This is a genomic window from Pandoraea pnomenusa, from assembly GCF_040391475.1.
Taxonomy (GTDB): Bacteria; Pseudomonadota; Gammaproteobacteria; order Burkholderiales; family Burkholderiaceae; genus Pandoraea; species Pandoraea pnomenusa_C.
Window position 1 is genome coordinate 30,844 of the sequence record NZ_JBEBXS010000031.1, and the last position, 23,224, is coordinate 54,067.

General features: G+C 63.6%; 22 protein-coding genes. 12 read left to right on the forward strand and 10 right to left on the reverse strand.

Annotated elements, in window-relative coordinates; all coding sequences use genetic code 11:
- Positions 1-32 precede the first annotated feature (32 nt).
- Complete coding sequence (locus tag ABWO90_RS22545; protein ID WP_353193457.1) at positions 33-1,205, forward strand: porin; 1,173 nt, start codon at positions 33-35, stop codon at positions 1,203-1,205.
- 49 nt (positions 1,206-1,254) lie between these two features.
- On the opposite strand, the gene ABWO90_RS22550 is transcribed toward ABWO90_RS22545, so the two are convergent.
- Positions 1,255-2,484, reverse strand: a complete 1,230-nt coding sequence (locus ABWO90_RS22550) for an MFS transporter (protein ID WP_353193458.1) — start codon at positions 2,482-2,484, stop codon at positions 1,255-1,257.
- Between the two features lie 75 nt (positions 2,485-2,559).
- Here ABWO90_RS22550 and ABWO90_RS22555 point away from each other — a divergent pair, with 75 nt between their 5' ends.
- Entirely contained in the window at positions 2,560-2,931 is a 372-nt protein-coding gene (locus tag ABWO90_RS22555; protein ID WP_353193459.1) for an ArsR/SmtB family transcription factor, read from the forward strand.
- A 371-nt stretch (positions 2,932-3,302) separates the two neighbouring features.
- On the opposite strand, the gene ABWO90_RS22560 is transcribed toward ABWO90_RS22555, so the two are convergent.
- Both ABWO90_RS22560 and ABWO90_RS22565 read right to left on the reverse strand, forming a co-directional pair.
- Entirely contained in the window at positions 3,303-3,824 is a 522-nt protein-coding gene (locus tag ABWO90_RS22560) for a hypothetical protein (RefSeq protein WP_353193460.1), read from the reverse strand.
- A 131-nt stretch (positions 3,825-3,955) separates the two neighbouring features.
- Positions 3,956-4,876 (reverse strand): hypothetical protein, encoded by a 921-nt coding sequence (locus ABWO90_RS22565; RefSeq protein WP_353193461.1) that lies wholly within the window; start codon positions 4,874-4,876, stop codon positions 3,956-3,958.
- Positions 4,877-5,194: 318 nt separating this feature from the next.
- Between ABWO90_RS22565 and ABWO90_RS22570 the strand changes: the two genes are divergently transcribed.
- The 3 genes from ABWO90_RS22570 (at position 5,195) to ABWO90_RS22580 (ending at position 8,247) form a co-directional block, all read left to right on the forward strand.
- The gene (locus ABWO90_RS22570; RefSeq protein WP_353193462.1) at positions 5,195-5,950 is read left to right on the forward strand and encodes a hypothetical protein; all 756 of its coding nucleotides are present in this window, start codon (positions 5,195-5,197) and stop codon (positions 5,948-5,950) included.
- Between the two features lie 151 nt (positions 5,951-6,101).
- Positions 6,102-7,694 (forward strand): DHA2 family efflux MFS transporter permease subunit, encoded by a 1,593-nt coding sequence (locus ABWO90_RS22575; RefSeq protein WP_353193463.1) that lies wholly within the window; start codon positions 6,102-6,104, stop codon positions 7,692-7,694.
- 4 nt (positions 7,695-7,698) lie between these two features.
- Positions 7,699-8,247: a MarR family winged helix-turn-helix transcriptional regulator gene (locus ABWO90_RS22580; protein ID WP_353193464.1), complete on the forward strand. Its 549-nt coding sequence runs from the start codon at positions 7,699-7,701 to the stop codon at positions 8,245-8,247.
- Positions 8,248-8,323: 76 nt separating this feature from the next.
- Here the strand turns inward: ABWO90_RS22580 and ABWO90_RS22585 are convergent, their stop codons facing one another.
- Positions 8,324-9,595, reverse strand: coding sequence for an amino acid deaminase (locus ABWO90_RS22585; protein ID WP_353193465.1), 1,272 nt, complete (start codon positions 9,593-9,595; stop codon positions 8,324-8,326).
- A gap of 164 nt (positions 9,596-9,759) precedes the next feature.
- Here ABWO90_RS22585 and ABWO90_RS22590 point away from each other — a divergent pair, with 164 nt between their 5' ends.
- From ABWO90_RS22590 to ABWO90_RS22610, 5 genes are all read left to right on the forward strand, one after another.
- The gene (locus ABWO90_RS22590) at positions 9,760-10,641 is read left to right on the forward strand and encodes a MurR/RpiR family transcriptional regulator (protein WP_353193466.1); all 882 of its coding nucleotides are present in this window, start codon (positions 9,760-9,762) and stop codon (positions 10,639-10,641) included.
- Between the two features lies 1 nt (position 10,642).
- Positions 10,643-12,133, forward strand: coding sequence for an N-acyl-D-amino-acid deacylase family protein (locus tag ABWO90_RS22595; RefSeq protein WP_353193467.1), 1,491 nt, complete (start codon positions 10,643-10,645; stop codon positions 12,131-12,133).
- Positions 12,134-12,182: 49 nt separating this feature from the next.
- Complete coding sequence (locus ABWO90_RS22600; protein ID WP_353193481.1) at positions 12,183-12,569, forward strand: RidA family protein; 387 nt, start codon at positions 12,183-12,185, stop codon at positions 12,567-12,569.
- A 208-nt stretch (positions 12,570-12,777) separates the two neighbouring features.
- On the forward strand, positions 12,778-13,281 hold the full coding sequence (locus tag ABWO90_RS22605; RefSeq protein ID WP_353193468.1) for a hypothetical protein: 504 nt from the start codon (positions 12,778-12,780) through the stop codon (positions 13,279-13,281).
- Positions 13,282-13,303: 22 nt separating this feature from the next.
- Positions 13,304-13,786 carry a hypothetical protein gene (locus ABWO90_RS22610; protein ID WP_353193469.1) on the forward strand — a complete coding sequence of 161 codons (483 nt, stop codon included), beginning with the start codon at positions 13,304-13,306 and terminating at the stop codon, positions 13,784-13,786.
- Between the two features lie 119 nt (positions 13,787-13,905).
- Here the strand turns inward: ABWO90_RS22610 and queF are convergent, their stop codons facing one another.
- The 4 genes from queF to ABWO90_RS22630 all read right to left on the reverse strand — a co-directional run bounded on the left by queF (position 13,906) and on the right by ABWO90_RS22630 (position 17,981).
- A complete protein-coding gene (queF, locus tag ABWO90_RS22615; RefSeq protein WP_353193470.1) occupies positions 13,906-14,733 on the reverse strand; it encodes an NADPH-dependent 7-cyano-7-deazaguanine reductase QueF in 828 nt (275 codons plus the stop codon).
- Positions 14,720-15,649 (reverse strand): 5'-nucleotidase, encoded by a 930-nt coding sequence (locus ABWO90_RS22620; RefSeq protein WP_353193471.1) that lies wholly within the window; start codon positions 15,647-15,649, stop codon positions 14,720-14,722. Before ABWO90_RS22620 ends, queF begins: the two co-directional genes overlap by 14 nt.
- Positions 15,650-15,711: 62 nt before the next feature.
- Positions 15,712-17,241: a threonine ammonia-lyase, biosynthetic gene (ilvA, locus tag ABWO90_RS22625; RefSeq protein ID WP_353193472.1), complete on the reverse strand. Its 1,530-nt coding sequence runs from the start codon at positions 17,239-17,241 to the stop codon at positions 15,712-15,714.
- Positions 17,242-17,360: 119 nt separating this feature from the next.
- Positions 17,361-17,981 carry a nucleotidyltransferase family protein gene (locus ABWO90_RS22630; protein WP_353193473.1) on the reverse strand — a complete coding sequence of 207 codons (621 nt, stop codon included), beginning with the start codon at positions 17,979-17,981 and terminating at the stop codon, positions 17,361-17,363.
- 144 nt (positions 17,982-18,125) lie between these two features.
- Between ABWO90_RS22630 and ABWO90_RS22635 the strand changes: the two genes are divergently transcribed.
- Entirely contained in the window at positions 18,126-18,746 is a 621-nt protein-coding gene (locus tag ABWO90_RS22635; RefSeq protein ID WP_353193474.1) for a YqaA family protein, read from the forward strand.
- A 177-nt stretch (positions 18,747-18,923) separates the two neighbouring features.
- Here the strand turns inward: ABWO90_RS22635 and ABWO90_RS22640 are convergent, their stop codons facing one another.
- Together ABWO90_RS22640 and ABWO90_RS22645 are read right to left on the reverse strand one after the other, a co-directional pair.
- The gene (locus ABWO90_RS22640; protein ID WP_353193475.1) at positions 18,924-21,146 is read right to left on the reverse strand and encodes a xanthine dehydrogenase family protein molybdopterin-binding subunit; all 2,223 of its coding nucleotides are present in this window, start codon (positions 21,144-21,146) and stop codon (positions 18,924-18,926) included.
- 17 nt (positions 21,147-21,163) lie between these two features.
- Entirely contained in the window at positions 21,164-21,622 is a 459-nt protein-coding gene (locus tag ABWO90_RS22645) for a (2Fe-2S)-binding protein (protein WP_353193476.1), read from the reverse strand.
- Between the two features lie 602 nt (positions 21,623-22,224).
- Between ABWO90_RS22645 and ABWO90_RS22650 the strand changes: the two genes are divergently transcribed.
- Positions 22,225-23,224, forward strand: a 1,000-nt coding sequence (locus tag ABWO90_RS22650; protein WP_353193477.1) for a DUF3683 domain-containing protein, incomplete at its 3' end; no start/stop codon positions are given.

Consider the following 23,224-nt stretch of genomic DNA (forward strand, 5'->3'; position numbering starts at 1 on the left):
TCGCACACAAAAAATGACTTCTGGAGACAACCATGCATTTCGCTTTTCCAACGCGCGCCGTCGGGCGACGCACGCGTGCCGCTGACTCGCCGCCTCGGGTTTCGTGTCTGTGGCCAGCCGCAGCCGTGCTGGGGGCACTCGTCGGGGCCATTGCGCCGACACAGGCGGCAGCGCAATCGAGTGTCAACATCACGGGCCTGATCGACGGCGGCGTGTCGTATGTGAGCAATCAGGGCGGGCATGCCAATACACGGTTCGATGACGGTATCGGTCGACCGAACCTGCTCGTCTTCGTGGGGCGAGAAGATCTCGGCGACGGCATGGCGGCCGTTTTCCGTCTGGAAAATCAGTACATGCTGGGTACCGGCACGTTCATTCCGCAGCAGAGCCTGTTCACCCGTCAGGCGATGATGGGGCTTGATCTCGGCAAGGCAGGCAAGCTCACGCTCGGCAAGCAATACGACTTCATGGTCGATTCGCTGTTTTTCGGGGAGAACGACGGTGCGTCGATGTTCGGCGCAGGCTTGTACAGCTTCCGCGCGGGGCCGTTCACCAAGCTGGCGCTCCCGCAGAACCCGACGGGCGCGATGGACTGGGACCGCATCGGCGGCGATTCGGCGCTGCCGAACACGGTGAAGTACACGTCGCCGAACGTGGGCGGCTTCAGCGGTGGCGTGATGTACGGGTTTGGGGGCGTGGCAGGATCGATCGGCGCGAACAACTCGACGAGCGCCGGGCTGAATTACGCCAACGGTCCGTTCGGCGCGGGCGCGGCGTACACGAATGCGAAGTACGACGATGGCGGCATGCAGGTCAGTGTGCGCACGTGGGGCGTGGGGGCACACTACGCCGCCGGCGCGTTCCATACGAGCGTGCTGTTCACCACGGTGCACAACAGCGCCAATGGTGGCGGCATCTGGTCGGCACAGATCGCCGAGCGATACCAGATCACGCCGGCGTGGTCGGTCGCGGGGGCGTATGCGTACTTGCTCGGCAATGAATTTCTCGGGCGCAACCACGCCCACCAACTTTCGGCTGCGCTCAACTATGCATTCTCGAAGCGCACGTCGGTCTATCTGTCCGGCGCCTGGCAAGTCGCGAACCAGGGGGCGAATGCGCAGATCAACGGACTTGCCGGGCCGGACGCGGCATCGAGCACATCCAGTCAGGCAATCGTTCGCATCGGCATGATGACGTTCTTCTGAAGCGGCACCGGCGCGGCGAAGCCCGCGCCGAGGTTCGATGCATTCTGGCTCACGCGCCTGCCGTTGCGTCGTGCGACGACAGGTAGCGGAATACCGCGCTGCCCGATATCAATGCAATACCGGCGAGCGCCACGGAAAATCCTGTCGCACCTGTCGGCAGCCCGACGAAATCGATCGCATATCCCGTCATCACGGGCAGGAGTCCGGCGGGCAGGTAGCCCCCTATGTTCATGACTGCATTGGCCTCGGCCCTGTGAGTGTCCGGTACATGCAGACCGATGAGTGTCAGTCCTCCCAATTGCCCCAGGCCCTGACCCACGCCCGCGAGCAGGGCGGCGACTACGAGGAACGGAGCGGACGAGGCCTGTACCGCGAAGCACAGCGCACCCATCGAGAGTATCGTTGCGGTCGTCCCACCCGCCATGACACCCCGCACGGACCAGCGACGCACGGCGAATTGGACACCGGTGGCCGCAGCGAACATCGCACAGGCCATTCCGCCGGCAATCAGGGGGCTATGCACGTTCAGCAGACGCGAGAGTAACGACGGCCCGAGCGCCAACACGAACGACGTGGCGGTGATCCCCGGCCCGAAGACGCCGATCCCGCTTGCCACATGGGACCGGTTGGGTACCGGAACAGACGGCAAACGCAGCCGGACGCGCGACGCCCCCGCCTGCGCCGGGCGCTTCAACGGCAATCGGGCAGCGATGACGAACGCGCTCACGAGGACGACGAATTCGACGCCAAAGACGTAGGGGATCGGATGAGGAAGCGCGCTTGCCATCGCACCTGCGAGCAGCGGACCGACACCTGCGCCAAGCACCATCGCCACGGAAGCCAGCAGTGCGGCCTGCCTGCGTCGTTGTACGCCACCCAGATCGCCGACCGATGCCATGCCCGCCGACACGATGACACCCACGGCGACCCCGGCCAACAGCCGCGCAGCGCCGAGCATGACAACGGACGTCGCACTCGCGAACAGCGCACACGCGATCAGGGCCGCGAGGAGTCCGGGTAGCAGAACAGGTTTGCGTCCATACCGATCGGATAGCTGACCGGCCAGCAGGAGTGTGCCGAGCAAGCCGGCGATGTAAAGCGCGAAGATGACCGTGAGGGTTCCCGACGAAAAGCCAAGTGCGTGTTGCCAGACCACGTATAGCGGTGTCGGTGAGTTGGAGAGCATGAATACGGCGGTGACCGTCCATGCAGCGCGCCACATGTCAGGGCTGATGCGTTGCGCGGCGGGAGCGTGCGGGACGACTAGCGTGTCAGACACAAGGGTTCTCCTGTACGAGTTTTTTCGAACTATAGCTTAGTTCGAAAAAACTCGTACAGGTGGTATAGTCGCGTCATGAAACCCAAGAAGCTAAACGAGGCAGGCATCCCGGCGCCTGCCGACCTGCCCGATCCGCTGCCGGAACCGGCCGTTGCCGACTTGCGTCTCGAGACAATACTTGGCGCGCTGGCGGATCCGCTGCGTTTGACGATCGTTCGCAAGCTGATGCTGGAGTCGGAGGCATACGACCACCCGTGCGGCTGGTTCGGCTTTGACCGTCCGAAATCGTCGCTGACGCATCACTTCAAGGCGCTAAGAGAGGCGGGGGTGCTTCGTCAGCGGCAATATGGGCTGGAGCGGCGAAGCCGGGTGCGCACGGAAGATCTGGCGTCGCGGTTTCCGGGGTTGTTGCAACTGGTTGCTGCGTGGACGCCTGCGAGTGAATGAGGCGGGGCGGATCGGGCATGACTTGTCCGATATCGAGGAATCGCGCCGTTTGAATGTCAGCGCGAGCTCTGTAAGTCGTCATCAGTCTTCTTGATGAACAGGAGGGTGCCGTTCTCCATGATCGTCACACCACCTCGATTCTGAACAAGCGGTTTGAGGCACGCGCGAATTTCAATCAATGGCGTTGCATTCTCAGGTTCCCACGAGATGTGTGGTTGGGGCACGGTAATCCCTATTTATTGACGCGGTTGAAATACCTGAATCGAGACTTCGCGAGGTGGAGTCAACTTCGACGGCGGTTACGGACCCGAATCGGTTGCCGGCGACGACATTGCCAAAAAGGGTTCAGGGGGTGGCAGTGAAACGTCTGATCAGCGATTCCATGCAGGGCAGTACGTGCTTAGGTCGGGATTCTTCGCAAGCGGGTCGTTTCGCCACGGGACGCTCCTCTTGCCAAGATCAAATTCGATGACGTCTATTCCCGCTCCCACCCCGCAAAAGGCCTGAGTGCCGGAGCGTGCTGCGACGAACTTGATGCGCCCGTGGACGAGATTAAGATACGCGCCTTGTCCCGGCAGGGGATCGCTTTCGTCGCGATAAAGGAGGCGACCATCCTTTGTCTGTAGCACGCCATCCATATTGCAGCTCGCGCCTCGCTCCTGAATCGAACTCATATAGATCTCAGCCTCGCCAGATGCCGAGCGTTTGATGACCAGGCAGTCTGTGGCATTTTTGACCGGTACGAAGGGGCCGTCTTCCGTCAGTTTGTGTGTGGCTCGGCCGGGCGCGACGTAGACGCCTTCAAGTTTCTCCAACGGGGTCGATAAAGCCGGTCCGCTGATAAAGAGTGACAGCGAGACTGCCAGCAGTTTTTGCGTGTTCGGTTTGGCCATTTTCCATTCTTGAGAACTTTCTAGAGAGGGTCCGCCCGAACCCTCATTCCAGCGGCACCTCGCTTTGCCCGCCGAGTTGCTCCCGGCCGATGCCCGGCGTCCTGTCAAATGCGTCTGTGACGATTCGCACGTTACTGTTTGCAGCGCATCCAGTCATCGTCTTCCGCACAAGGCTTGGCTGTGCCCTTGCGCTGCAAAAGCGAAATGATGGTCACATATTTCATGGTGTTCCTTTGCTCGTCCGTCAGGTTCTGACCGCCCCAATATGTTTCTTTGGAGATTGCAAAACGAATTGACGTCTTCTGATTCATAAAGGCCGCCATAACCACGTAATTATTTTGACTGTATCGCAGCTGCCGGACGTGACCTTCATCGGCCTCCCTCTTGAAGTAATCATTCGCCTGATCCTCTGTGAGCGGGTATTCGACGTGAGCCCAGCGATCAGACAGGATGCCTCCCCAGACTTTTTCCGCTTCCTCCGGAGAGTTGGACTTTCTGAATTCTCGCAAACTGATCAGGCCGGGATTCTGTCGTTCGAACTCAGCGATTATTTGCGCGGTTCGATGTGTTGCCAACATCCAGTCGTTGATCACAGGATCGCAGAGTTCAAATCCGACGGAATTGATGCCAACGTGTTTGGAATTGCCGTCGATATTGGTCGTGAACGAACATCCTGCGTGGAACTTGATTTCACCGTCGTCATAGCTGGCGTCCGTGCGCGTCAGTAGCGGAAGATTCAAAACATGATCGCCGCCCGGGTGTTTCATTTTCTGAAGAAAGGGGTTGCGCGCCAAAAACTGGTCCACCGATTCCCCAACACCCACCACTAGCGGCACCGGCGGTTTGGTGTCATCGCCAAGGACGAATCCATTTGCCTCTACCCTGACTGTGGAAACCTGCGGCTTGCAGGCACCGCAACTTGCTATCAGGATCAAGCCCGCCCACACTTTTATGCTTCTCATCGTGGTCCGCCTCTTCTTGTTTTCTATCTGAATTCCCCAGGCGGCGCCCCACCGGCATTTGGCTTTGAATGGGCGCAGTTCCGGCCTCATCCCGTCCCGTCTTCCTCCGGCGAACGCCGTCAACGCTTTTTGTGGCTCGTCAGCTGCGCTCGCACGTCGGAATTCGCTGGTCTTCAGCGTCGATTAACGGTCATCGACTCGCCTTGCTGCGTTTTGGCGCGTGTCCCTGGTTCTGGCCAAAATTCGGTTTTTGAATTACTTTCTTGCATTGCTTCGGATTCCACAATGCGATTGTGCATCAGTTTTGGCTTTTCCCGGCAAGCGATCATTTTTGTGCGGCTGTAGTTGTCATACCGTGACTTTTGTGAGCAATTCTGAGAAAAAATGAAAACTAGAATAATTGCCCGGATGGGCGGCATCGCAATGGGTTTGGGGGGTGTTCTCGCGCTGGGGGCGTGCGGCACGATGGTCAGACCGGACGATCTCAAGCGACCGGAAGCCATCAGTTGTATCGACGTTCCCGCTGGCATCGAATCCCACACGACGCAGGGATTGCTCCGCTACAACTGGACAACAAAGCTCGCCCCGGGCGCCTATGTTTCCGAGGGCGAGGATGCGGATGGAACGTACTATCGCGGTCCCTACGAGGCGATAACGGCCGACGCCGACAGCTTCCCAAAACCGTCGCGCATGTATGACGGCGGTATCTGGGTGCCTCGCAAAGGCGATCAGGCGCCCGCGGTGTACACGTATTTCGCCTGGAAGGATCCGAAGACGACACCACCGAGCGGCGTGAGCTGCGCGAACGCGATTGCCGTAAGAGGTCAAGGCACCAGCGGTGTCAGGGAGGTGAGGTACGTCACCCGCGAGAATTCCGGGCAACCCGCCGTCGGTGGCGCAAGTACCGCCGAAGCCAACGCCGGCTTTGAGGCCGGACTGCAGATGGGAACGTCCGGCACGTTCACCGGCGGCCAGGTTAGCGGTGCAGGTGTCGCTGGCGGCGCCATCGGCGGCATCGTCGTCGCCGCTTTGATCCAGATGGATGTGGGCAAGATTTCAGTCGCCCCATACCTTTCGGACGAAAAGCTCTCCGTAACGCTTAAGCAGCTCGCGCAGAGTGCCAGGCCGATCAAGATCGAGCCCGCTGCACCGGCAGCCGAATGAGGCCGTCAACGGCACTAACCAAGACTTGAGCTGACACGATTCGACAGCTGTGACGTGGTCGCATTTGTCCATGACAAACGCGACCACGTCCAGTCGACCGACCCCGTCGTGCTAGAATGTTTGACTGATCAAACATTGATCCATCAAAAAAATGGCTCCCAGTCCCAGCACCCCGCACTCGGCGGGGCAGGTGTTGCCGTTCCGGCAGTCGCTCGTGGCGATGCTCGGCCTTTGTTTCTGCACGATGATGGTCGCGCTCGACCAGACCGTCGTCGGCACCGCATTGCCGACCATCGTCGCGGAACTCAAAGGGTTCGAGTTCTACGCCTGGGTCGCAACGTCGTATCTCCTCACCTCCGTCATCACCGTGCCGATCTTCGGACGCCTCGGTGATTACTATGGCCGCAAACGCTTCGTCATGGCGGCCATCATCGTTTTCACCGCCGCGTCCGTGCTGTGCGGCGCGGCGAACAGCATGCCGTTCCTCGTCGTGGCGCGCGCGTTGCAAGGCATCGGCGGCGGCATGCTCGTCGGCACCGCTTTCGCCTGCGTCCCCGAACTGTTCCCCGATCCGCACGTGCGCCTGCGCTGGCAAGTCATGCTCAGTTCCGCATTCGGTATCGCCAACGCCATCGGCCCGTCGCTCGGGGGCTTTCTGACGGAAGCGTATGGCTGGCGGTCGGTGTTCTACGTCAACCTGCCCGTCGGTCTGCTCGGTGTCTGGTTCGTCGGCCGACACCTGCCGCAAATGCGTGCCGATGAGCACGGCAAGGCGAGCCTTGACTGGCTCGGCGCGGTCCTCATTGCCGCCGCGCTCGGCAGCCTGCAAATGCTCGTCGAATGGCTGCCCGCCGACGGGATTTCACGCGGTGTGTTCGCGCTGCTCGTGGTGTTCGTCGCTTCGGCTTACGCGCTTTACGCCTGGGAGACGCGCGCGTCGCATCCGATCGTGCCGTTCGAGATGTTCCGCGACAAAAGCCTCGCGCCACTCTTCGTCCTGTCCGTGTTCGCGGGCTTCACGATGTTCGGCATCCTGTTCTACGCGCCGCTGATGCTGCAGGGCGGATTCGGCCTGTCACCGCGAGAGACCGGTCTGCTCGTCACGCCGCTCGTCGTATGCATTACGGTGGGCAGTATTGTGAACGGGCGCCTCATCACCCGGCTGCGCAATCCGAACGTCATGCTCTACCTCGGCTTCCTGCTGCTCGCGCTGGCGTGTGCAGGCATCATCACCACGCATCGTGGCACGTCGCACTGGGTGCTGGCGTTCTACATGTTCCTTGCCGGGCTCGGCCTCGGTTTCGTCATGCCGAACCTCACCGTCTTCGCGCAGGAAGTGGCCGGGCGCGCACATCTGGGGATCGCCACCGCACTCATGCAGTCGCTGCGCATGATCGGCGGAATGCTCGGCACCGCGATCGTCGGCACGCTCGTCAATCACAGCTACACCGCGCGCGTGAAGGATGTCCTCGCAGCCCACGACGGCACGCAATGGTCGGCGCAATTGACCGACCCGCAGATTCTCGTGAACGCGCAGGCGCAAAGCGACTTTCTCACCACGCTCGCGCACACGGGGCAGAACGGCGCGCTGTTCATCGAGTCCGCGCGCCTGGCGCTCGTCGCGGCGATCCATAACGGGCAGATGATGTCGCTCGCGGCGGCGCTCGCCGGGTTGTGGTTCGTACGCCGTGTGCCCCTCATTCGTCTGACGCGCGGCGCCAAGGCGCCGCCCGCCGGGGAGTGACGCCATGCCGACACCGCAAAGACGCAACGTCATCCAGCAACTCAGCCTGACGTACCGCTCGATGATGCTGGCCTTCGACGCACAGGTCGGACACCCGCTGCCCCGCTGGCGGATCATTCTCACGCTCGCCGAGAATGGCACCTGCTCGCAGAAGTACCTCGCGGAGCATTGCCGCCTCGATCCGGCGTCGCTCACGCGCCAGCTTCAGTCGATGGAAGCGCTGGGCTGGCTCTCCCGCGCAGCGGATCCGGATGACAACCGTCTCACGAACGTGACGTTGACGGCCGACGGCGCAGCCATTTACGACGAGGCCATGCCGCGCCGTCAGGCGTTCTTCGACGAAGCGCTCGAAGGCATGACCGCTGCCGAGATCGCCACGCTCGAGAGCGCGCTGGGGCATCTCGAGGCGCAGTTCAAGTCGGTGGTCACGCGCGCGAAATCGGGCGGCGCCAGTGGCTCGGCAAGCGAGGCCAAACGGCGCTCGTCGGGAGACGCGGCGTCGGTCGAACCGGCGTCGCCGCCGCGCAAGCGCTCGTCGCGCAGTACTGCCTGAGCCTACGTCGACGCGATACAAAAAAGCCGCCCATCGGGCGGCTTTTGTCTTCCTGCGCAGGCGCGTGCGTCCGACGTCAGAAGAAGGTCTGCACGATCTCCACGACGTTGTAGTCGCCGTCGACGACCGGCAGATGACGCCATTTGTCGAACGTCAGGCACGGATGCGAGATGTCGAACGCGATCATGTCGCCAACGCGGATGTCGTCGCCCGGCGCGATGCGCAGGTAGGCGTGCTGATCCATCATGCCGCTCACTTCCCAATGCTCGGGCGTGGCTTTCGGCGTCTTGCTTTCGCCCGGGCGGAACAGTTGTGCCGGTTCCGGCATGCCTGCATCGAACGCGGCATCGCGCTTGCCCAGCGCGATGATCGCGCGCTCCGGTTCCGGAATCGACTGCACGTACGCCCAGAGTTGCAGCGCCGGTTGCAGCTGGGAACGCATCTGTCTGGCGATGGGGTTGCGCGTCGCGATCTGCGCTTGCGCCGCCTTGTAAATGCCCACGTCGTGCGTGAGATAGCAGCCGGGACGCAACACCACGTCGAGCGGCGCGCCGACGTCCTTGTGCGCAAACTCGTCGGCCACCACGTCGTACCACGCCGACCCGGCACCCGAGAGCACCGCCGGCTGGCGCTCGATGCGGCCCGCCGCGATCAGCTCGCGGGTGACGCCCACAGCGCGTTGCAGGAACGCGCGAATGTCGGCTTCAGTGCTCAACACGCCTTCATAGACTTCCACACCCGCAAGTTTGACGGCGCCCTGATACTGCGCGATGGCGTCAAGCACGGCTTGTTGCTGTGCACTGTCGCGTACGCCCGTGCGCCCGCCCGTCACGCCGAGTTCGATCAGCACTTGAATCGACTGCCCGCGCGCGCGGAAAAACTCGCCCAGATGCGACACCGCTGCCGCAGAGTCAACCAGACAGAAAAATTCAAAGTCGGCATCCGTGAGCAGGTCGGCGATCATGGTCATGTTGCGCTTGCCGACCAACTGGTTCGCCATGAGCACGCGGCGCACGCCATGATGATAGGCGGCATAGGTCTGCTGGGCGGTCGCCAGCGTGATGCCCCACGCGCCGCCGTCGAGCTGGCGGCGGAACAGCTTCGGGGCCATCGTCGTCTTGCCATGCGGTGCGAGCTTCACCCCGTATTCGTGCACGAAGCGCTGCATCCACGCGAGGTTGTGACGGATCTTGTCCTCATAGAGCACAGCCGTGGGCAGGCTCAGGTCTTCGTTCAGCAGATTCCACCCGAGGCCGGTCGTGGCGCTGGGCGCCAGCGGCGCACGCATTGCCCCCAGACCCTTGTTGAGGGTATCGATCATGCCATGCTGATAGTTTGTATCACTCATTGAGAATCCTCCACGTGACATTGCGCCGACGACCGCCGGATGGCTCCTATAATAGCGTTTAATTACCAGCGTTTGACAGATTTGTTATAAAGTAACAAAAAATCGAAAAAAACCTACAATACGGCATCCCGGCGAACGGCCGTGGCGCCGCACGGACCAGAGACATGACGGAAACCTTCGATATCGTGACGCGCGTTGCCGAGCGCAGCGACGACCTGAGTCAGGCCGAGCGCAAAGTGGCGCAGGTGGTGCTGGAGGATGTAGCGGGTGCGGCAGCGGCGTCGATCAACGTGCTCGCCGAGCGTGCCGGCGTGAGCGAGGCGAGCGTGACGCGCTTCGCCAAGGCGATGGGCTGTCGCGACGTGCGTGATCTGAAGCTGCGTCTGGCGCAGGCCGCTGTGGTCGGTCAGCGCTTTTTCGGCGCGAATGCCGCCAACGGGCAGGACAGCTCGGGCGAAACGATCGACCGCATCGCCGACGACATCCAGACCACGCTGCAAGTGCATCGCGGTCTCATCAAGCCCGATGTGGTGCGCCGGGCGGCCGAGCGGCTGCTCTCCGCCCGCATGATTTACGCGTTCGGCATGGGCGGCGGCTCGTCGCTCATGGCGGACGAAGCCCGCTACCGGCTGGTGCGCCTGGGACGTCCGGTGGCGAGCTATCAGGACGCCGTGCTGGCCCGGATGGTGGCGGGTACGCTCGGTCGCGAAGATGTGGTGCTCGCGTTCTCGGTCAGCGGTCATACGCCGGAGCTGGTCTCTGCTTGCGAGATCGCGCGAGAGTACGGCGCTCAGGTGGTGGCCGTCACGGCCACCGGATCTCCGCTCGCGGCGCTGGCGGACGATGTCCTGCCGGTCCGCGCGCTGGAAACGGATTTCATTTTCAAACCGTCGTCGTCGCGCTACGCGATGCTGCTCGCAATGGACGTGCTGGCCACGGAACTGGCGTTGCTCGCCAAGCCGCAGAGCCAGGCGCTGCTGCGCAGGATCAAGTACGTGCTCGACACGCATCGGGGCGGCGGCGATCGCCAGCCCCTGGGAGACTGACATGACTGACTGCCTCGCGAATCGCACGGTCGATACCCTCATCACGGACGTGCGTCTGGCAGATGGCTCCGGCACGCCGATGACGGACGAGCGCTTCGACGTCGCCCTGCGCGACGGTCGCATCCACACGGTCGCCGCTGCGGGAAGCCTCGCGGGCTGGCAGGCCGCGCAACGCATCCAGGGCAACGGCCAGGTGCTGAGCCCGGGCTTTATCGACGTCCACACGCACGACGACACGAATGTCGTGCGCGGGCCGGAAATGACGCCGAAGCTCTCGCAGGGGGTGACGACAGTCATCGTCGGCAACTGCGGCATCAGCGCGTCGCCGGTGTCGCTCAAGGGCGATCCGCCGGACCCGATGAACCTGCTCGGCGAAACGGATGCGTTCCAGTACCCGACCTTCGCCGCCTACGTGCAAGCGCTTGAGAAGGCGCAACCGGCGATCAACGTGGCGGCGCTCATCGGCCACACGGCGCTGCGCAGCAACCACATGGACCGGCTCGACCGTGCCGCAACACCCACGGAAATCGATGGCATGCGCGCGCAGTTGCGCGAAGCGCTCGCGAACGGTGCGCTGGGACTGTCCACGGGGCTCGCCTACGCGAATGCGAACGCCGCACCGACCGAGGAGGTGCTCGCACTGGCCGAGCCGCTGGCCGAAGCCGGCGGCCTCTATGCCACGCACCTGCGCACCGAGTTTGCCGAGATTCTCGAAGCGCTCGACGAAGCCTTCCGCATCGGCCGGCACGCGCGCGTGCCGGTCGTCGTCTCGCATCTGAAATGTGCTGGCGTGGACAACTGGGGCCGCAGCACCGAGATCCTCGACGCGCTCGACAAGGCGCAACGTTTCCAGCCGGTCGGCTGCGACTGCTATCCGTACACGGCCAGTTCGTCGACGCTCGATCTCAAGCAGGTGACGGACGACTTCGACATTCTCGTGACGTGGTCGCAACCGCACCCCGATCAGGGCGGCAAGCTGCTCGCGACGATCGCTGCCGAGTGGGGCGTCGATCTGATGGAAGCCGCGAAGCGTCTGCAACCGGCGGGCGCCGTGTATCACTGCATGGAGGAAGACGACGTGCGGCGCATTCTTCGTCACCCGGCAACGGTCGTCGGCTCCGACGGCCTGCCGAACGATCCGCTGCCGCACCCGCGTCTGTGGGGCGCGTTCCCGCGCGTGCTGGGTCGCTACAGCCGCGAGCAGCAACTGTTCCCGCTGGCCGAGGCCGTCCACAAGATGACGGGGCTGTCCGCCGAGCGCTTCGGGCTGACCGAACGCGGTTTCGTGCGCGAGGGATATTGGGCCGATCTGGTGTTGTTCGATCCGGCCACCGTGGCCGATGCCGCAACGTTTACCGACCCCATGCAGCCCGCACACGGTATCGCGGCGGTATGGGTCAACGGTGTGTTGTCCTGGCAGGATCGCAAGCCGACGCAGAACGCGCGCGCCGGACGCTTCGTGCGTCGTGGCATGCCGCGGCCTGTGCTGTGAATCAATGTTGTTGAACGAATTCGATGAATCGAAAGGAGTGACGATGAGCATCAAACGATATGGCGTGGAAGGCGGGCAGGGCACGGGTGGCCAGCGCATGCCGTTCGCCCGGGCAACCGAAGCCGATGGCTTTCTGTTCGTCTCGGGACAGACCCCGATGAAAGACGGCGAAGTGATCGACGGGGGTATCGTTGCCCAGTCGCATCAGGCCATCCGGAACATGGTGGCGATTCTCACCGAAGCCGGTTACGGACCCGAGCATGTGATGCGCATTGGCGTGTGGCTCGACGATCCTCGCGACTTCGCCTCGTTCAACAAGGTGTTCAAGGAGTACTTCGGCGATCATCCGCCCGCGCGTGCCTGCGTCGTGTCGAGCATGGTGATCGACTGCAAGGTGGAAGTGGACTGCGTGGCGTACAAGAAGCCGGCTGCCTGAGGGCGCGGGCGACGCTTGCCGAACGCATGAAAGGCCGTCGATATCCTGGATATCGGCGGTTTTTTTTCGTCCCGAGGCCGGGTGCTGTGCACACTTGCCTTCACGGTAACTTCGGTGCCCGTTTCACAAAGGTTGCGGTTTGGCTTCGATGGCGCAGGGTGTTGGGCGCGCGCAGTCTGACGTCTCCCTAACGCAGAGGAGAACGACCGTGTTTCCACATTCCCTGACGGGTGCGGTATCTGCGCCCACCGAGCGACTCCCGGGTGCAGGGGCGAATGCCTCTGCGCATACCGACGCGTCGTTGCGCAACTATCTCGAGCCATCGGTGCGCCTCGAATTCCCGCCGACGCCGGACGACATCAGATTGCATAGCCAGACGATGAGTCATCTGGCCCAGGTCGGTTGGAGCGCGGGGGTGACCGGGCTGGCGATGATCGTGACAGGGCTGGTAGGGCTGGGGGCGAGCGCCTACATCTGCACGGAGTCAACGGCGCTGACCGACGACGGCAGGGCTGCACCGGAAAGCAAATGGCTGGGGTATGCGATTGCCGGCAGCGTCGCGGCGATCTCGACGATGTCCACGATGGTTGGCCTGCGCGAGGTCTGTCGTTGCGCGAAGAAGCGGCGAGAGGCGGATCGCGAAATATTGGCGATGAGTGTCACCGTGCGGACCACCTCGGCGCCCGTGGAGGATTCTCGTGACTTCGCATGAGCGGCCGCTCGGAGAAAGGCCGATGCCGTATGTCGGGCACGACATTGGCGCCGTTCTCGAGGTCATACGCAGCACCGCAGCGCAACTTGAAGCGATGAACCTGCCGCCGCCCGGCGCCTGGGACGCCGCACAGTGCGACGCCGCTTATCGTCGTGGTTACGATGCTTTCGATCGAGGCGACTATCTGCAGGCCGTCGAGTGCTTCGCACCGTTGCTGTCCGCCTGCCCGCACGTGGCGGGCTACGCCGAGGCGCTCGCGCTGTGCGCCCAGCACCTCGGCGAGCTTGAGGCGGCGCTTCCGCTATTCATGGCCGCCGCGCTGATCGATCAGACGTCGCCCGAGCCGATGTATCGCGTTGGGCGTTGTCTGTATTCGCTGGCGTCGTTCGATGCGGCCTGTCAGGCCATGCACGAGACGGTGCTGCGTTGTGGCACCCAAGGGAAGTATGCCGACGTGAAGAGCGCGGCACGCCATCTCATGGAGAAGGCCCGCCACAGCGTGTGAAAGCGCATTGCATGCCCACGGGGGATCGAAAGAAGCAAAAACGGCGACGGGGCCTTGCAACCCGTCGCCGTTTTTTCGTCAGACGCTGCGGACAATGCCCGGTCGCGCCGATAGCTTCATTACTGGCGCGCAGTACGCGCGTTGTCCGGCATCGGCAACGTGAAGTTGGTGCGGAACGGGTTGATGTCGAGGCCGCCGCGTCGCGTATAGCGTGCGTATACGGCCAGTTGGCTCGGTTTGCACTGACGCAGGATGTCCATGAAGATGCCCTCGACGCATTGCTCATGGAAGCCGGTGTGGCGCCGATAGGAAATCACGTACTTGAGCAGGCCTTCCTGGTCGATCGGCGGGCCGACGTAGCGAATCTGCAGGCTGCCCCAGTCGGGTTGCCCGGTCACCGGACAGTTCGACTTGAGCAGGTTCGACACGAGGGTTTCGTCCACATGCGGCTCGTCGAACGCAGCCTTGAGCAGCGTGGCGTCGGGCGCGTAGATGTCGGTTTCGATGTCGAGACGGTCGACGAGCAGGCCGTCGAGTTCGTCGAGTTCGAGCTTGCCGAAGCCGCCCGGCTCGACGAGGCGGACCTGCACCGGTGCGCCTGCGGCTTCCGACAGATCCTGCTGGATCAGGGCGCGTGCGGCGTCGGCATTGGCCAGTTTGGTCTGCGCAAACGAACCGAGATAAAGCTTGAACGACTTCGACTCGATGATGTTCGGCGAGTCGGCCGGGACCATCGCGACGAGCAGTGCGATCTGCGGCTTGCCCTTTTCATTGATCCACGAGAGTTCGTAGCCGTTCCAGATATCCGCGCCGAAGAACGGCAGGGACTCGGGCACGCCGATGGCCGCACGCGCAGGCGCGCGGGCGATCGGGAAGAGCAGGGACGGGGCGTATTGCTCGGTGTAGGCAACTTCCTTGCCGAGCGGAGATTGGTCAGGCGTTGTCATGATTTGCAATGCCACTGATGACGTGTCCGGTCGGGGTCACCCGTGCGGCGGACTCGCAGTGGCGTGTCTGATCGTCGAAGAAGAAATCGGGCTCGAACTCGCGCAGGAATGCGCCCTTGTCCAGCCCGCCCAGGAACATCGCCTCATCGATGTCGATTTTCCAGTCCATGAGCGTTCGAATCGCGCGCTCATGCGCCGGCGCAGAGCGTGCGGTCACCAGCGCCGTGCGAATTCTGACCGGCACTTCGTGGCCCGCGAGCGTTTGCAGGCGGTGCAGCGCGTGCAGCAGCGGCTTGAACGGGCCCGGCGGCAGCGGCGTGGCGGCGCGTTCGATTTCGTGTTGCTGGAACGCGTCGAGGCCGTTGCGCTGGAACACCTGTTCGGCTTCGTCGGAGAAGAGCACCGCGTCGCCGTCGAAGGCGATACGGATTTCGTCCGGATGCAGTTCCGCTTTCTTGGCGGAGTCGGGATAGACGCGCGCCGCCGGGAATCCGGCCGCCAGCGCACTGCGCACGTCACGCTCGTTAGCGGAGAGGAAAAGGTGCGCGCCCAGCGCGTTGAGATAACCGAAAGGATCGCGTCCGCGCGTGAACACGCCACGCTCGATCTTGAGCTCGACCTGGCGCGCCGAACGGAACACCCGCATGCCGCTCACGGGATCGTTGCGCGAGAGCACGACGACTTCCACGCGATGCTGGTCGACGCTGCTGCCGTTGAAGGCGAGCAGCTTCTGCACGAGGGGAAACGCCACGCCGATGCGAGCGGGCACGTCGAGGCGGTCGAGCTGATATTGCATGTAGGACTGGTCGTCGCCGCTCGCCACGCCGGCCTCGTACACGCGGTTCTCTTCTTCGAAGTCGAACAGCGCGCGCGAGGATATCGCGACAACGAGTTTGTTCTCGAGCGTGATCGGCATGGTGGCGGTGGTGTCCTGTCCTGATGCGTTGTGTACGTTGTGTGCGTCGTGAGGCTGGCGACTTACCCGAGGAACAGCTTGTAGACGGGGTTGTCGGTTTCGTCCCAGTAAGGATAGCCGAGCGTGGCGAGGAAGTCGCGGAACGCGGCCTTCTCGTCGTCCGGCACCTGAATGCCCACGAGGATGTTGCTGTAGTCCGCGCCCTGATTCCGATAGTGGAACAGGCTGATGTTCCAGTTCGGGCTCATGGCCGAGAGGAATTTCATGAGCGCGCCCGGGCGCTCGGGGAATTCGAAGCGGTACAGCACCTCGTGGCTCGCGAGCGCGGAGCGGCCGCCGACCATGTAGCGGATGTGCTGCTTGGACAGCTCATCGTTCGAGAGGTCGAGCGTGGGGAAGCCGTGACGCTCGAAGCCCGCCTTGATGCGCTCCCCTTCGTCGCGGTTGTGCATCTGGATACCCACGAAGATGTGGGCGCTCGACGCCTCGCTAATTCGGTAGTTGAACTCGGTCACATTGCGGCTGCCCACCACTTCGGTGAAGCGCTTGAAGCTGCCGCGCGCCTCGGGAATGGTGACGGCGAACACGGCTTCGCGCGCTTCACCGACTTCGGCACGCTCGGCGACGAAGCGCAGGCGGTCGAAGTTCATGTTGGCGCCGGAGGTGATCGCCACGAGCGTTTCGGCCTTGAGCTTCTCGCGCTCGGCATACAACTTGGCGCCCGCGACGGACAGCGCGCCGGACGGTTCGAGCACACTGCGGGTGTCCTGGAAGACGTCCTTGATGGCCGCGCAGAGCTGGTCGGTGTCCACGCGCACGACTTCATCGAGATAGGCTTCGCACAGACGGAAGGTCTCGGCACCGACGTATTTGACGGCCGTGCCGTCGGCGAAGAGGCCGACGTCACTGAGCAGCACACGCTCACCGGCGTGGATGGATTGCGCCATCGCGTCGGAGTCGACGGACTGCACGCCGATGATCTTGATCTCCGGGCGCACGGCCTTGACGTAGGCGGCCACCCCGGCGGCGAGACCGCCACCGCCGATGGGCACGAAGATGGCGTGCAGCGGGCCCTGGTGCTGGCGCAGGATTTCCATGGCGATGGTGCCCTGTCCGGCAATGACGTCGGGGTCGTCGAACGGCGGCACGAAGGTCAGCCCGCGCTCTTCCTGCAAGGTCATGGCGTGCGCGTAGGCGTCGCTGTAGGAGTCACCGGCGAGCACGACTTCGACGGCGCGTCCGCCGTGGGTCTTGACGGCGTCTATCTTGACCTGCGGCGTGGTCACCGGCATGACGATGACGGCCTTGCAGCCGAGGCGTGCGGCGGAGTAGGCCACGCCCTGGGCGTGGTTGCCGGCGGAAGCCGTGAGCACGCCGCGTTCGCGTTCGGCCTCGCTGAGGTTGGCCATCTTGTTGTACGCGCCCCGAATCTTGAAGGAGAACACCGTCTGGTTGTCTTCGCGCTTCAAGTAAATTCGATTGTGCAGCCGCATGGAGAGCGTGCGTGCCAATTCGAGTTCGCTTTCTTTGGCGACGTCGTAGACTTTTGCGGTCAGGATCTTCTTCAGATAGTCGGGAGCTGCGTCGGACATGATTTAAGGCTTCTTCAGGTTAGGCACATCAAGGAACAAAAGGACAATGATAGACCAGCACGTCCGCCGGGGCGGTCGCGCTTGGTCTCTCGGGAAAAACGGAAAGGGGAGTGCGCGCCCTAGCGTAGGTCGTCTGGGGTGTCGATGTCGCGCACGATTCCGGCGTCGTCGACATCGACGATCGTAATGTGCTCGCTAATCAACAGGTCGCGCGCGCCAATGTCGCCATCGAGGGCGGCCAGGCGCGAGGTATAGGCGGAACCGAACGCAACGGGGTGGCCGCGTTGTCCCTGATAACTCGGCGCAACGATGGCCTCGGGCGAGGTGAGCCCGTTGGCGATTGCGCGAATGGTATTCGGATGGAGGTAGGGCATGTCGGCCAGTGCGACGAGCCATCCATCGAGATGTTCGAGCCCGGGAGGCGGGTCTTCGTCGACGCCGGACTGGATGCCGGCGGCCAGCGTTGCCCCCATGCCGCGCTTGGTGGCGTGGCTCATGACGACTTCACACCCGGCTTGCAGCAGCACGTTCTCGAGCTCGGCCGAGTCCGGACGCACGACCGCGATCACGCGCGGCAATGCGGCCAGCAGCGCGTGGGCGCTGGCAAGGGCAACGGGTCGGTTCAGGGGATCTCCGGGCAGCGGCGCGAGCAGCTTGTTCCGGCGCCCCGCCGCATCGAAGCGGGTACCGAGTCCGCCTGCCAGTAGAATGGCCACGGGCGGCGTCGAGGGTCGGGTCATGGTCTCGCATTATGCGCCAGACTATTTGTTTCTGCCAAACTCGCGTGCGGTCACTCGCGCCGGATACGCCAACCGTCCAGTCGGTCATGATGGACGTCGTTGGGCGCATTGGGTTGGTTTTATTCTGATTTTCTCCGGAGTTGCATGGAGTCGTTCATCACCTGGCTGCTCGGCGTGCTGGCACTGCCCGGCGTCGGCCTGCCCGCCATTTTCCTGGTGTCGTTTCTCTCGGCCACGCTGCTGCCAATGGGCTCGGAGCCCGCGCTCTTCGGCTATGTGGCACTCAACCCGCACATGTTCTGGCCCGCGATCGTGGTGGCGAGCGTGGGCAATACCGCCGGTGGCATGCTGGACTGGTGGATGGGCTTCGCCGCCCGGCGCGCATTCGTCCGCCTGAAGGCCCGTCGACGCGCCCACGCGCGGGCAGTGGCGCTCGCAGGCGGTAATGGCGGTTCCGTGGTGGTGGAGGAACGGGCGGCACGTCCCGCGAAACCCCAGGACGGCAAAGCGCCGATGAACGAGCGCTATCACCGATGGATGCGCCGTTTCGGGCCGCCTTTGCTTCTGCTCTCGTGGCTGCCCGTGGTCGGCGACCCGCTGTGCACGCTCGCCGGATGGCTTCGTCTCTCGTGGCGCGCCTGCCTGTTCTATATCGCAGTCGGTAAAACCCTGCGCTACATCACGATCACCTATCTGATGCTGCGGGTGCCGGAGTCGTTCTGGCAGGGCATCTTCGCACCGTTCAAGCATTTGCTCGTGGGGTAGGCAGCTCCCCGGGGCGTTCTTCCGGAGGCCCCGCCTGGAGTCCCGGCCAAGGTCCGGGCCGGCCGGACCGCGGCCCCTTTCCGCCTCTCAGACATAAACCCAACTCGATTCAGAAAGGGGCCCCGATCCGGCCTTTCGTCATGCTTACTTCGGCCCCCCTTTCCCTCGCCCCGTTTGCTATGCCTTCGCCACTTCGAACGGCAACGAACGCTGGCGCTTTCCCGTCAACGTGAACAGCGCATTCGCATACGCCGGGGCCAACGCCGGCAAACCCGGCTCGCCCATGCCCGTCGGTGCATCGCCCGAACTCACGATGTGCACGCTGATCGCCGGCATGTCCGGCAATCGCGCCACCATGTACTGATGGAAATTGCTCTGCTCCACTTCTCCATCCTTCAACGTGATCGCCGCGCCCGGTAACGTCGTTCCCAATCCCATCAACGCCGCACCTTCGACCTGCGCCGCCACCGTCAACGGATTGACCGCGAAGTTGCAATGCACGCCCGCCGTCGCACTCACCAATCTCGGCGATCCGTTGCGCATTTCGGCAACGACGACGTACGCCACCACGGAGTCGAACGACTCGTGCACCGCCACGCCCCACGCCTGACCGTCCGGCAACTTGGTCTTCCCATAGCCGGAACGCTCGACCGCCAACGCCAGCGCCGCTTTGTGCCGCGGATGCTTGTCGCCCATCAACGCATAGCGATAGGCCACCGGGTCCTGGCCCGCATTCTTCGCCAGTTCGTCGATCAGCGTCTCCATCACGTATGCCGTGTGCGTATTGCCCACGGAACGCCACCACAAGACCGGCACATTGACCTTCGGGCTGTGCAACGTCAGGCGCAGCGGCACCGCGTACGGTGTGCCCGACACGCCCTCGACGCTCGTGCCGTCGATGCCGTTCTTGACCATCATCTTCTCGAACGGCGTACCCGCCAGAATGGACTGGCCCACGATGGTGTGATTCCACGCCAGCACATTGCCCTTGGCATCCGTCCCGATCTCGGCACGGTGCACATACATGGGACGGTAGTAGCCCCCATGGATGTCGTCTTCACGGCTCCAGATCACTTTGACCGGCTCGCGATGGCCCGCCTTGCGCCACGCTTTCGCCACTTGCGCGGCTTCGACACCATAGTCGGACGTCGGCACGGCACGGCGGCCAAATCCGCCACCCGCCATCAGCGTGTGCAGCTTGACCTGCTCAGGCTTGAGGTCGAGCGTGCGCGCGATGGCCGCCTGATCGACGGTCTGGAACTGGGTGCCGGTCCACACTTCCGCACCTTTGTCGGAGAGCTGCACGGTGCAGTTCAACGGCTCCATCGGCGCGTGCGCGAGGTACGGGAAGCTGTATTCGGCAACCAGCGTCTTGGGCGCGCCTTTGAGCTTGCTGATGTCGGCATCGATCGCGACGGTCCCCGGCGTCTTGGCCATTTCCTTGTACTTGGCCAACTGGGCCGTGGTGTCGACGTGTTCGACGCCACTGGTGTCCCACTCGGCCTTGAGCGCGTCACGGCCGGTCTTGGCCTGCCAGTAGCCGTCGGCGATGACGGCCACGGCCGTGCCGCCACGGTCGTCGGGAATCTCGAGCACGTCGCGCACGCCTTTGACGGCCTTCGCCGCCTTGGCGTCGAAGCTTTTCACTTTGGCACCGAACACGGGCGGGCGCGCAACGACAGCGACTTTGAGGTTCGGCAGCTTGAAGTCCATGCCGTACATGGGCGTGCCCATGGACTTGGCGCGCGCATCGAGACGGCCGGTCGGCTTGCCGAGCAGGCGGAATTCGGACGGAGCCTTGAGCGCAACGTCTGCCGGAACGGGCATGACCTGCGCCTTTGCCGCGAGACTGCCGTAGCTCGCGCGCTGACCATTCGGGCCGATGACGACACCGTTTTCGGTTTTCAACTGCGCGGCCGGCACTTTCCACTGCTGGGCCGCCGCAGCGATGAGCATGGCGCGCGCCGACGCACCAATGCGCCGGTATTGCAGCCACGAGTGCGCCACAGATCCGCTGCCGCCGGTCATCTGAATGCCGAACAACGGGTCTTTGTAGACGTCTGCCGCAGGGGCCAGCTCGCCGCGCACTTTGGCCCAGTCGCAATCGAGTTCTTCGGCGACAAGCATCGGCAGCGCGGTTTGTACGCCTTGTCCGAAATCCAGACGGTTGACCTGGATGGTGACGGTGTCGTCGGGCGCGATGCGCACGAAGGCGGACGGCACGACGGGCGTCGGCGCGGCACCCTGAGCGCCAGCGCTGCGCATGGCGCCGGGCAGCGACATTTCGAGCATGAGGCCGCCCGCCGCCAGCGCCGAGGTCTTGAGGAAGCCGCGACGGGTCAGGCCGGTGTAGTCGCCCACGGCAACGCCGGGGTATTGGGAGAAGCGAAGTTCACGCATGGGAGTGTCTCCTCGCCTCAGGCCAGCGACGCAGCAGCGTCCTTGATGGCCGCACGAATGCGGGCGTAGGTGCCGCAACGGCAGATGTTGCCGGACATGGCGGCATCGATCTGTTCGTCGTTGGGCGCCTTGTTGTCACGCAGCAGCGCTGTGGCGGACATGATCTGGCCGCTCTGGCAGTAGCCGCACTGGGGCACGTCGTGCTTGATCCAGGCGTTCTGCACGGCGCGTCCGACGGGATCGGCCCCGACGTTTTCGATGGTGGTGATCTTCTTGCCTTCGACCGCAGACACCGGGGTGACGCAACTGCGGATGGGAGAACCCTCCATGTGGACGGTGCAGGCACCGCACAACGCCATGCCGCATCCGAATTTGGTGCCGGTCATGTCGAGCGCGTCGCGCAGGGTCCAGAGCAGGGGAGTGGCGGGGTCGACGTCGACCTTCACCGGCTTGCCGTTCAGTTCAAACGAAGCCATTGAGACACCTCTTGTCGGGTGGATGGATCGGGGGATCGGCAAACGATACGCCCATTCTCTGGAAATTTCAGTGCAAGAATGCGTCGCAAGTCGTTGTATTTGAACGGATATAGCGCTCGGCACGGATCGTCGGAATGTGTTCTGCAACGTTGCCGGTGCGCGCTCCTGAACGCGCCGTGAACGTGCAGTCAACGCGGCGATGAGCGTGGCGAAGCGACGGGGCTTGGGGGAATCGCGCGTCGCCGGGGCAAATTCGGTGCGGCGCCGACGTGTTGCGGTGCAATGAAGTACAATTCGGCCTACATTCCCCTACCAACACTTTCCCAAGCCGGAAGAAAGATCTGGGCATGCGCTTTCACTGCCTCACCCCTCTGTGCTTCTGCCCGATGACCGGACACGATTCGTCATCGGCGCGAACGGTATTCCAGCACGGCAGTCGTCGATCTCGCTGACCCGCAGATCGTCTGTTGCCGGCCCGCGCGCACGTATGACACCTGTCGCGCCGCCGGCATTTCCAGCGCATACCCGATTTTGACTTTCGGCGCGTCCCGCGAGACGAACGCCGACGGCGGACGCACCGCCGCACTGACGAGCCCGACAAGATGAACGCACCCTTGCCTGCCTTCGAGCCGCACGACGCAAAGCATGCCGTAGCCGCCCAGCCCCCGCGCCTGCGCGAGATTCCCTATAACTACACGTCGTTCTCGGACCGCGAAATCGTCATGCGCCTGCTCGGCGCCGACGCCTGGGCGATCCTCGACGAACTCCGCGCCGAACGCCGTACCGGCCGCTCGGCCCGCATGCTTTACGAAGTACTCGGCGATATCTGGGTCGTTCGCCGCAATCCGTATCTGCAGGACGACCTGCTCGACAATCCGAAGCGGCGCAAGCTGCTGATCGACGCGCTCGATCACCGTCTGAACGAGATCGACAAGCGCCGTCGCGCCGACGTGGCCGAGCATGCGGACGAACACGGCCGCGAGCGCGCCGCGCGCGTGTCGCAACTGGAAACCGCCGCCCGTCGTGCCGTGGCCGACTTCGCTGCCGAATTCGACAAGATGTCGGAGCTGCGCCGTCGCGCGAAGAAGGTGCTGGGCCGCACGACCGCGCATGACAACATCAAGTTCGACGGCCTGTCGCGTGTCTCGCACGTGACCGATGCCACCGACTGGCGCGTGGAGTATCCGTTCGTCGTGCTGACGCCCGACTCCGAGGACGAAATGGCCGCGCTGGTCACCGCCTGTATCGAACTGGGGCTGACCATCATCCCGCGCGGCGGCGGCACGGGCTACACCGGCGGCGCCATCCCGCTGACCTGGAAGTCGGCGGTCATCAACACCGAAAAATTCGACACCCTGGGCAAGGTCGAGTCCTGTATCCTGCCGGGCCTGGCCGAGCCGGCCGCCGTCATCGACGCCGGCGCCGGGGTCGTTACCAAGCGCGTGGCCGAAGCCGCCGAACAGGCCGGCTTTGTGTTCGCCGTCGACCCGACCTCGGCCGAAGCCTCGTGCGTGGGCGGCAATATCGCCATGAACGCCGGCGGCAAAAAGGCCGTGCTGTGGGGCACCGCGCTCGACAACCTGGCCTGGTGGCGCATGGTCG

Coding starts and splice junctions, on each gene's coding strand:
- ABWO90_RS22545 (WP_353193457.1), top strand. CDS start 33: ATGCATTTCGCTTTTCCAACGCGCGCCGTCGGGCGACGCACGCGTGCC.
- ABWO90_RS22555 (WP_353193459.1), top strand. CDS start 2,560: ATGAAACCCAAGAAGCTAAACGAGGCAGGCATCCCGGCGCCTGCCGAC.
- ABWO90_RS22560 (WP_353193460.1), bottom strand. CDS start 3,824: ATGGCCAAACCGAACACGCAAAAACTGCTGGCAGTCTCGCTGTCACTC.
- ABWO90_RS22565 (WP_353193461.1), bottom strand. CDS start 4,876: ATGAGGCCGGAACTGCGCCCATTCAAAGCCAAATGCCGGTGGGGCGCC.
- ABWO90_RS22570 (WP_353193462.1), top strand. CDS start 5,195: ATGGGCGGCATCGCAATGGGTTTGGGGGGTGTTCTCGCGCTGGGGGCG.
- ABWO90_RS22575 (WP_353193463.1), top strand. CDS start 6,102: ATGGCTCCCAGTCCCAGCACCCCGCACTCGGCGGGGCAGGTGTTGCCG.
- ABWO90_RS22580 (WP_353193464.1), top strand. CDS start 7,699: ATGCCGACACCGCAAAGACGCAACGTCATCCAGCAACTCAGCCTGACG.
- ABWO90_RS22585 (WP_353193465.1), bottom strand. CDS start 9,595: ATGAGTGATACAAACTATCAGCATGGCATGATCGATACCCTCAACAAG.
- ABWO90_RS22590 (WP_353193466.1), top strand. CDS start 9,760: ATGACGGAAACCTTCGATATCGTGACGCGCGTTGCCGAGCGCAGCGAC.
- ABWO90_RS22595 (WP_353193467.1), top strand. CDS start 10,643: ATGACTGACTGCCTCGCGAATCGCACGGTCGATACCCTCATCACGGAC.
- ABWO90_RS22610 (WP_353193469.1), top strand. CDS start 13,304: ATGCCGTATGTCGGGCACGACATTGGCGCCGTTCTCGAGGTCATACGC.
- queF (WP_353193470.1), bottom strand. CDS start 14,733: ATGACAACGCCTGACCAATCTCCGCTCGGCAAGGAAGTTGCCTACACC.
- ABWO90_RS22620 (WP_353193471.1), bottom strand. CDS start 15,649: ATGCCGATCACGCTCGAGAACAAACTCGTTGTCGCGATATCCTCGCGC.
- ilvA (WP_353193472.1), bottom strand. CDS start 17,241: ATGTCCGACGCAGCTCCCGACTATCTGAAGAAGATCCTGACCGCAAAA.
- ABWO90_RS22630 (WP_353193473.1), bottom strand. CDS start 17,981: ATGACCCGACCCTCGACGCCGCCCGTGGCCATTCTACTGGCAGGCGGA.
- ABWO90_RS22635 (WP_353193474.1), top strand. CDS start 18,126: ATGGAGTCGTTCATCACCTGGCTGCTCGGCGTGCTGGCACTGCCCGGC.
- ABWO90_RS22640 (WP_353193475.1), bottom strand. CDS start 21,146: ATGCGTGAACTTCGCTTCTCCCAATACCCCGGCGTTGCCGTGGGCGAC.
- ABWO90_RS22645 (WP_353193476.1), bottom strand. CDS start 21,622: ATGGCTTCGTTTGAACTGAACGGCAAGCCGGTGAAGGTCGACGTCGAC.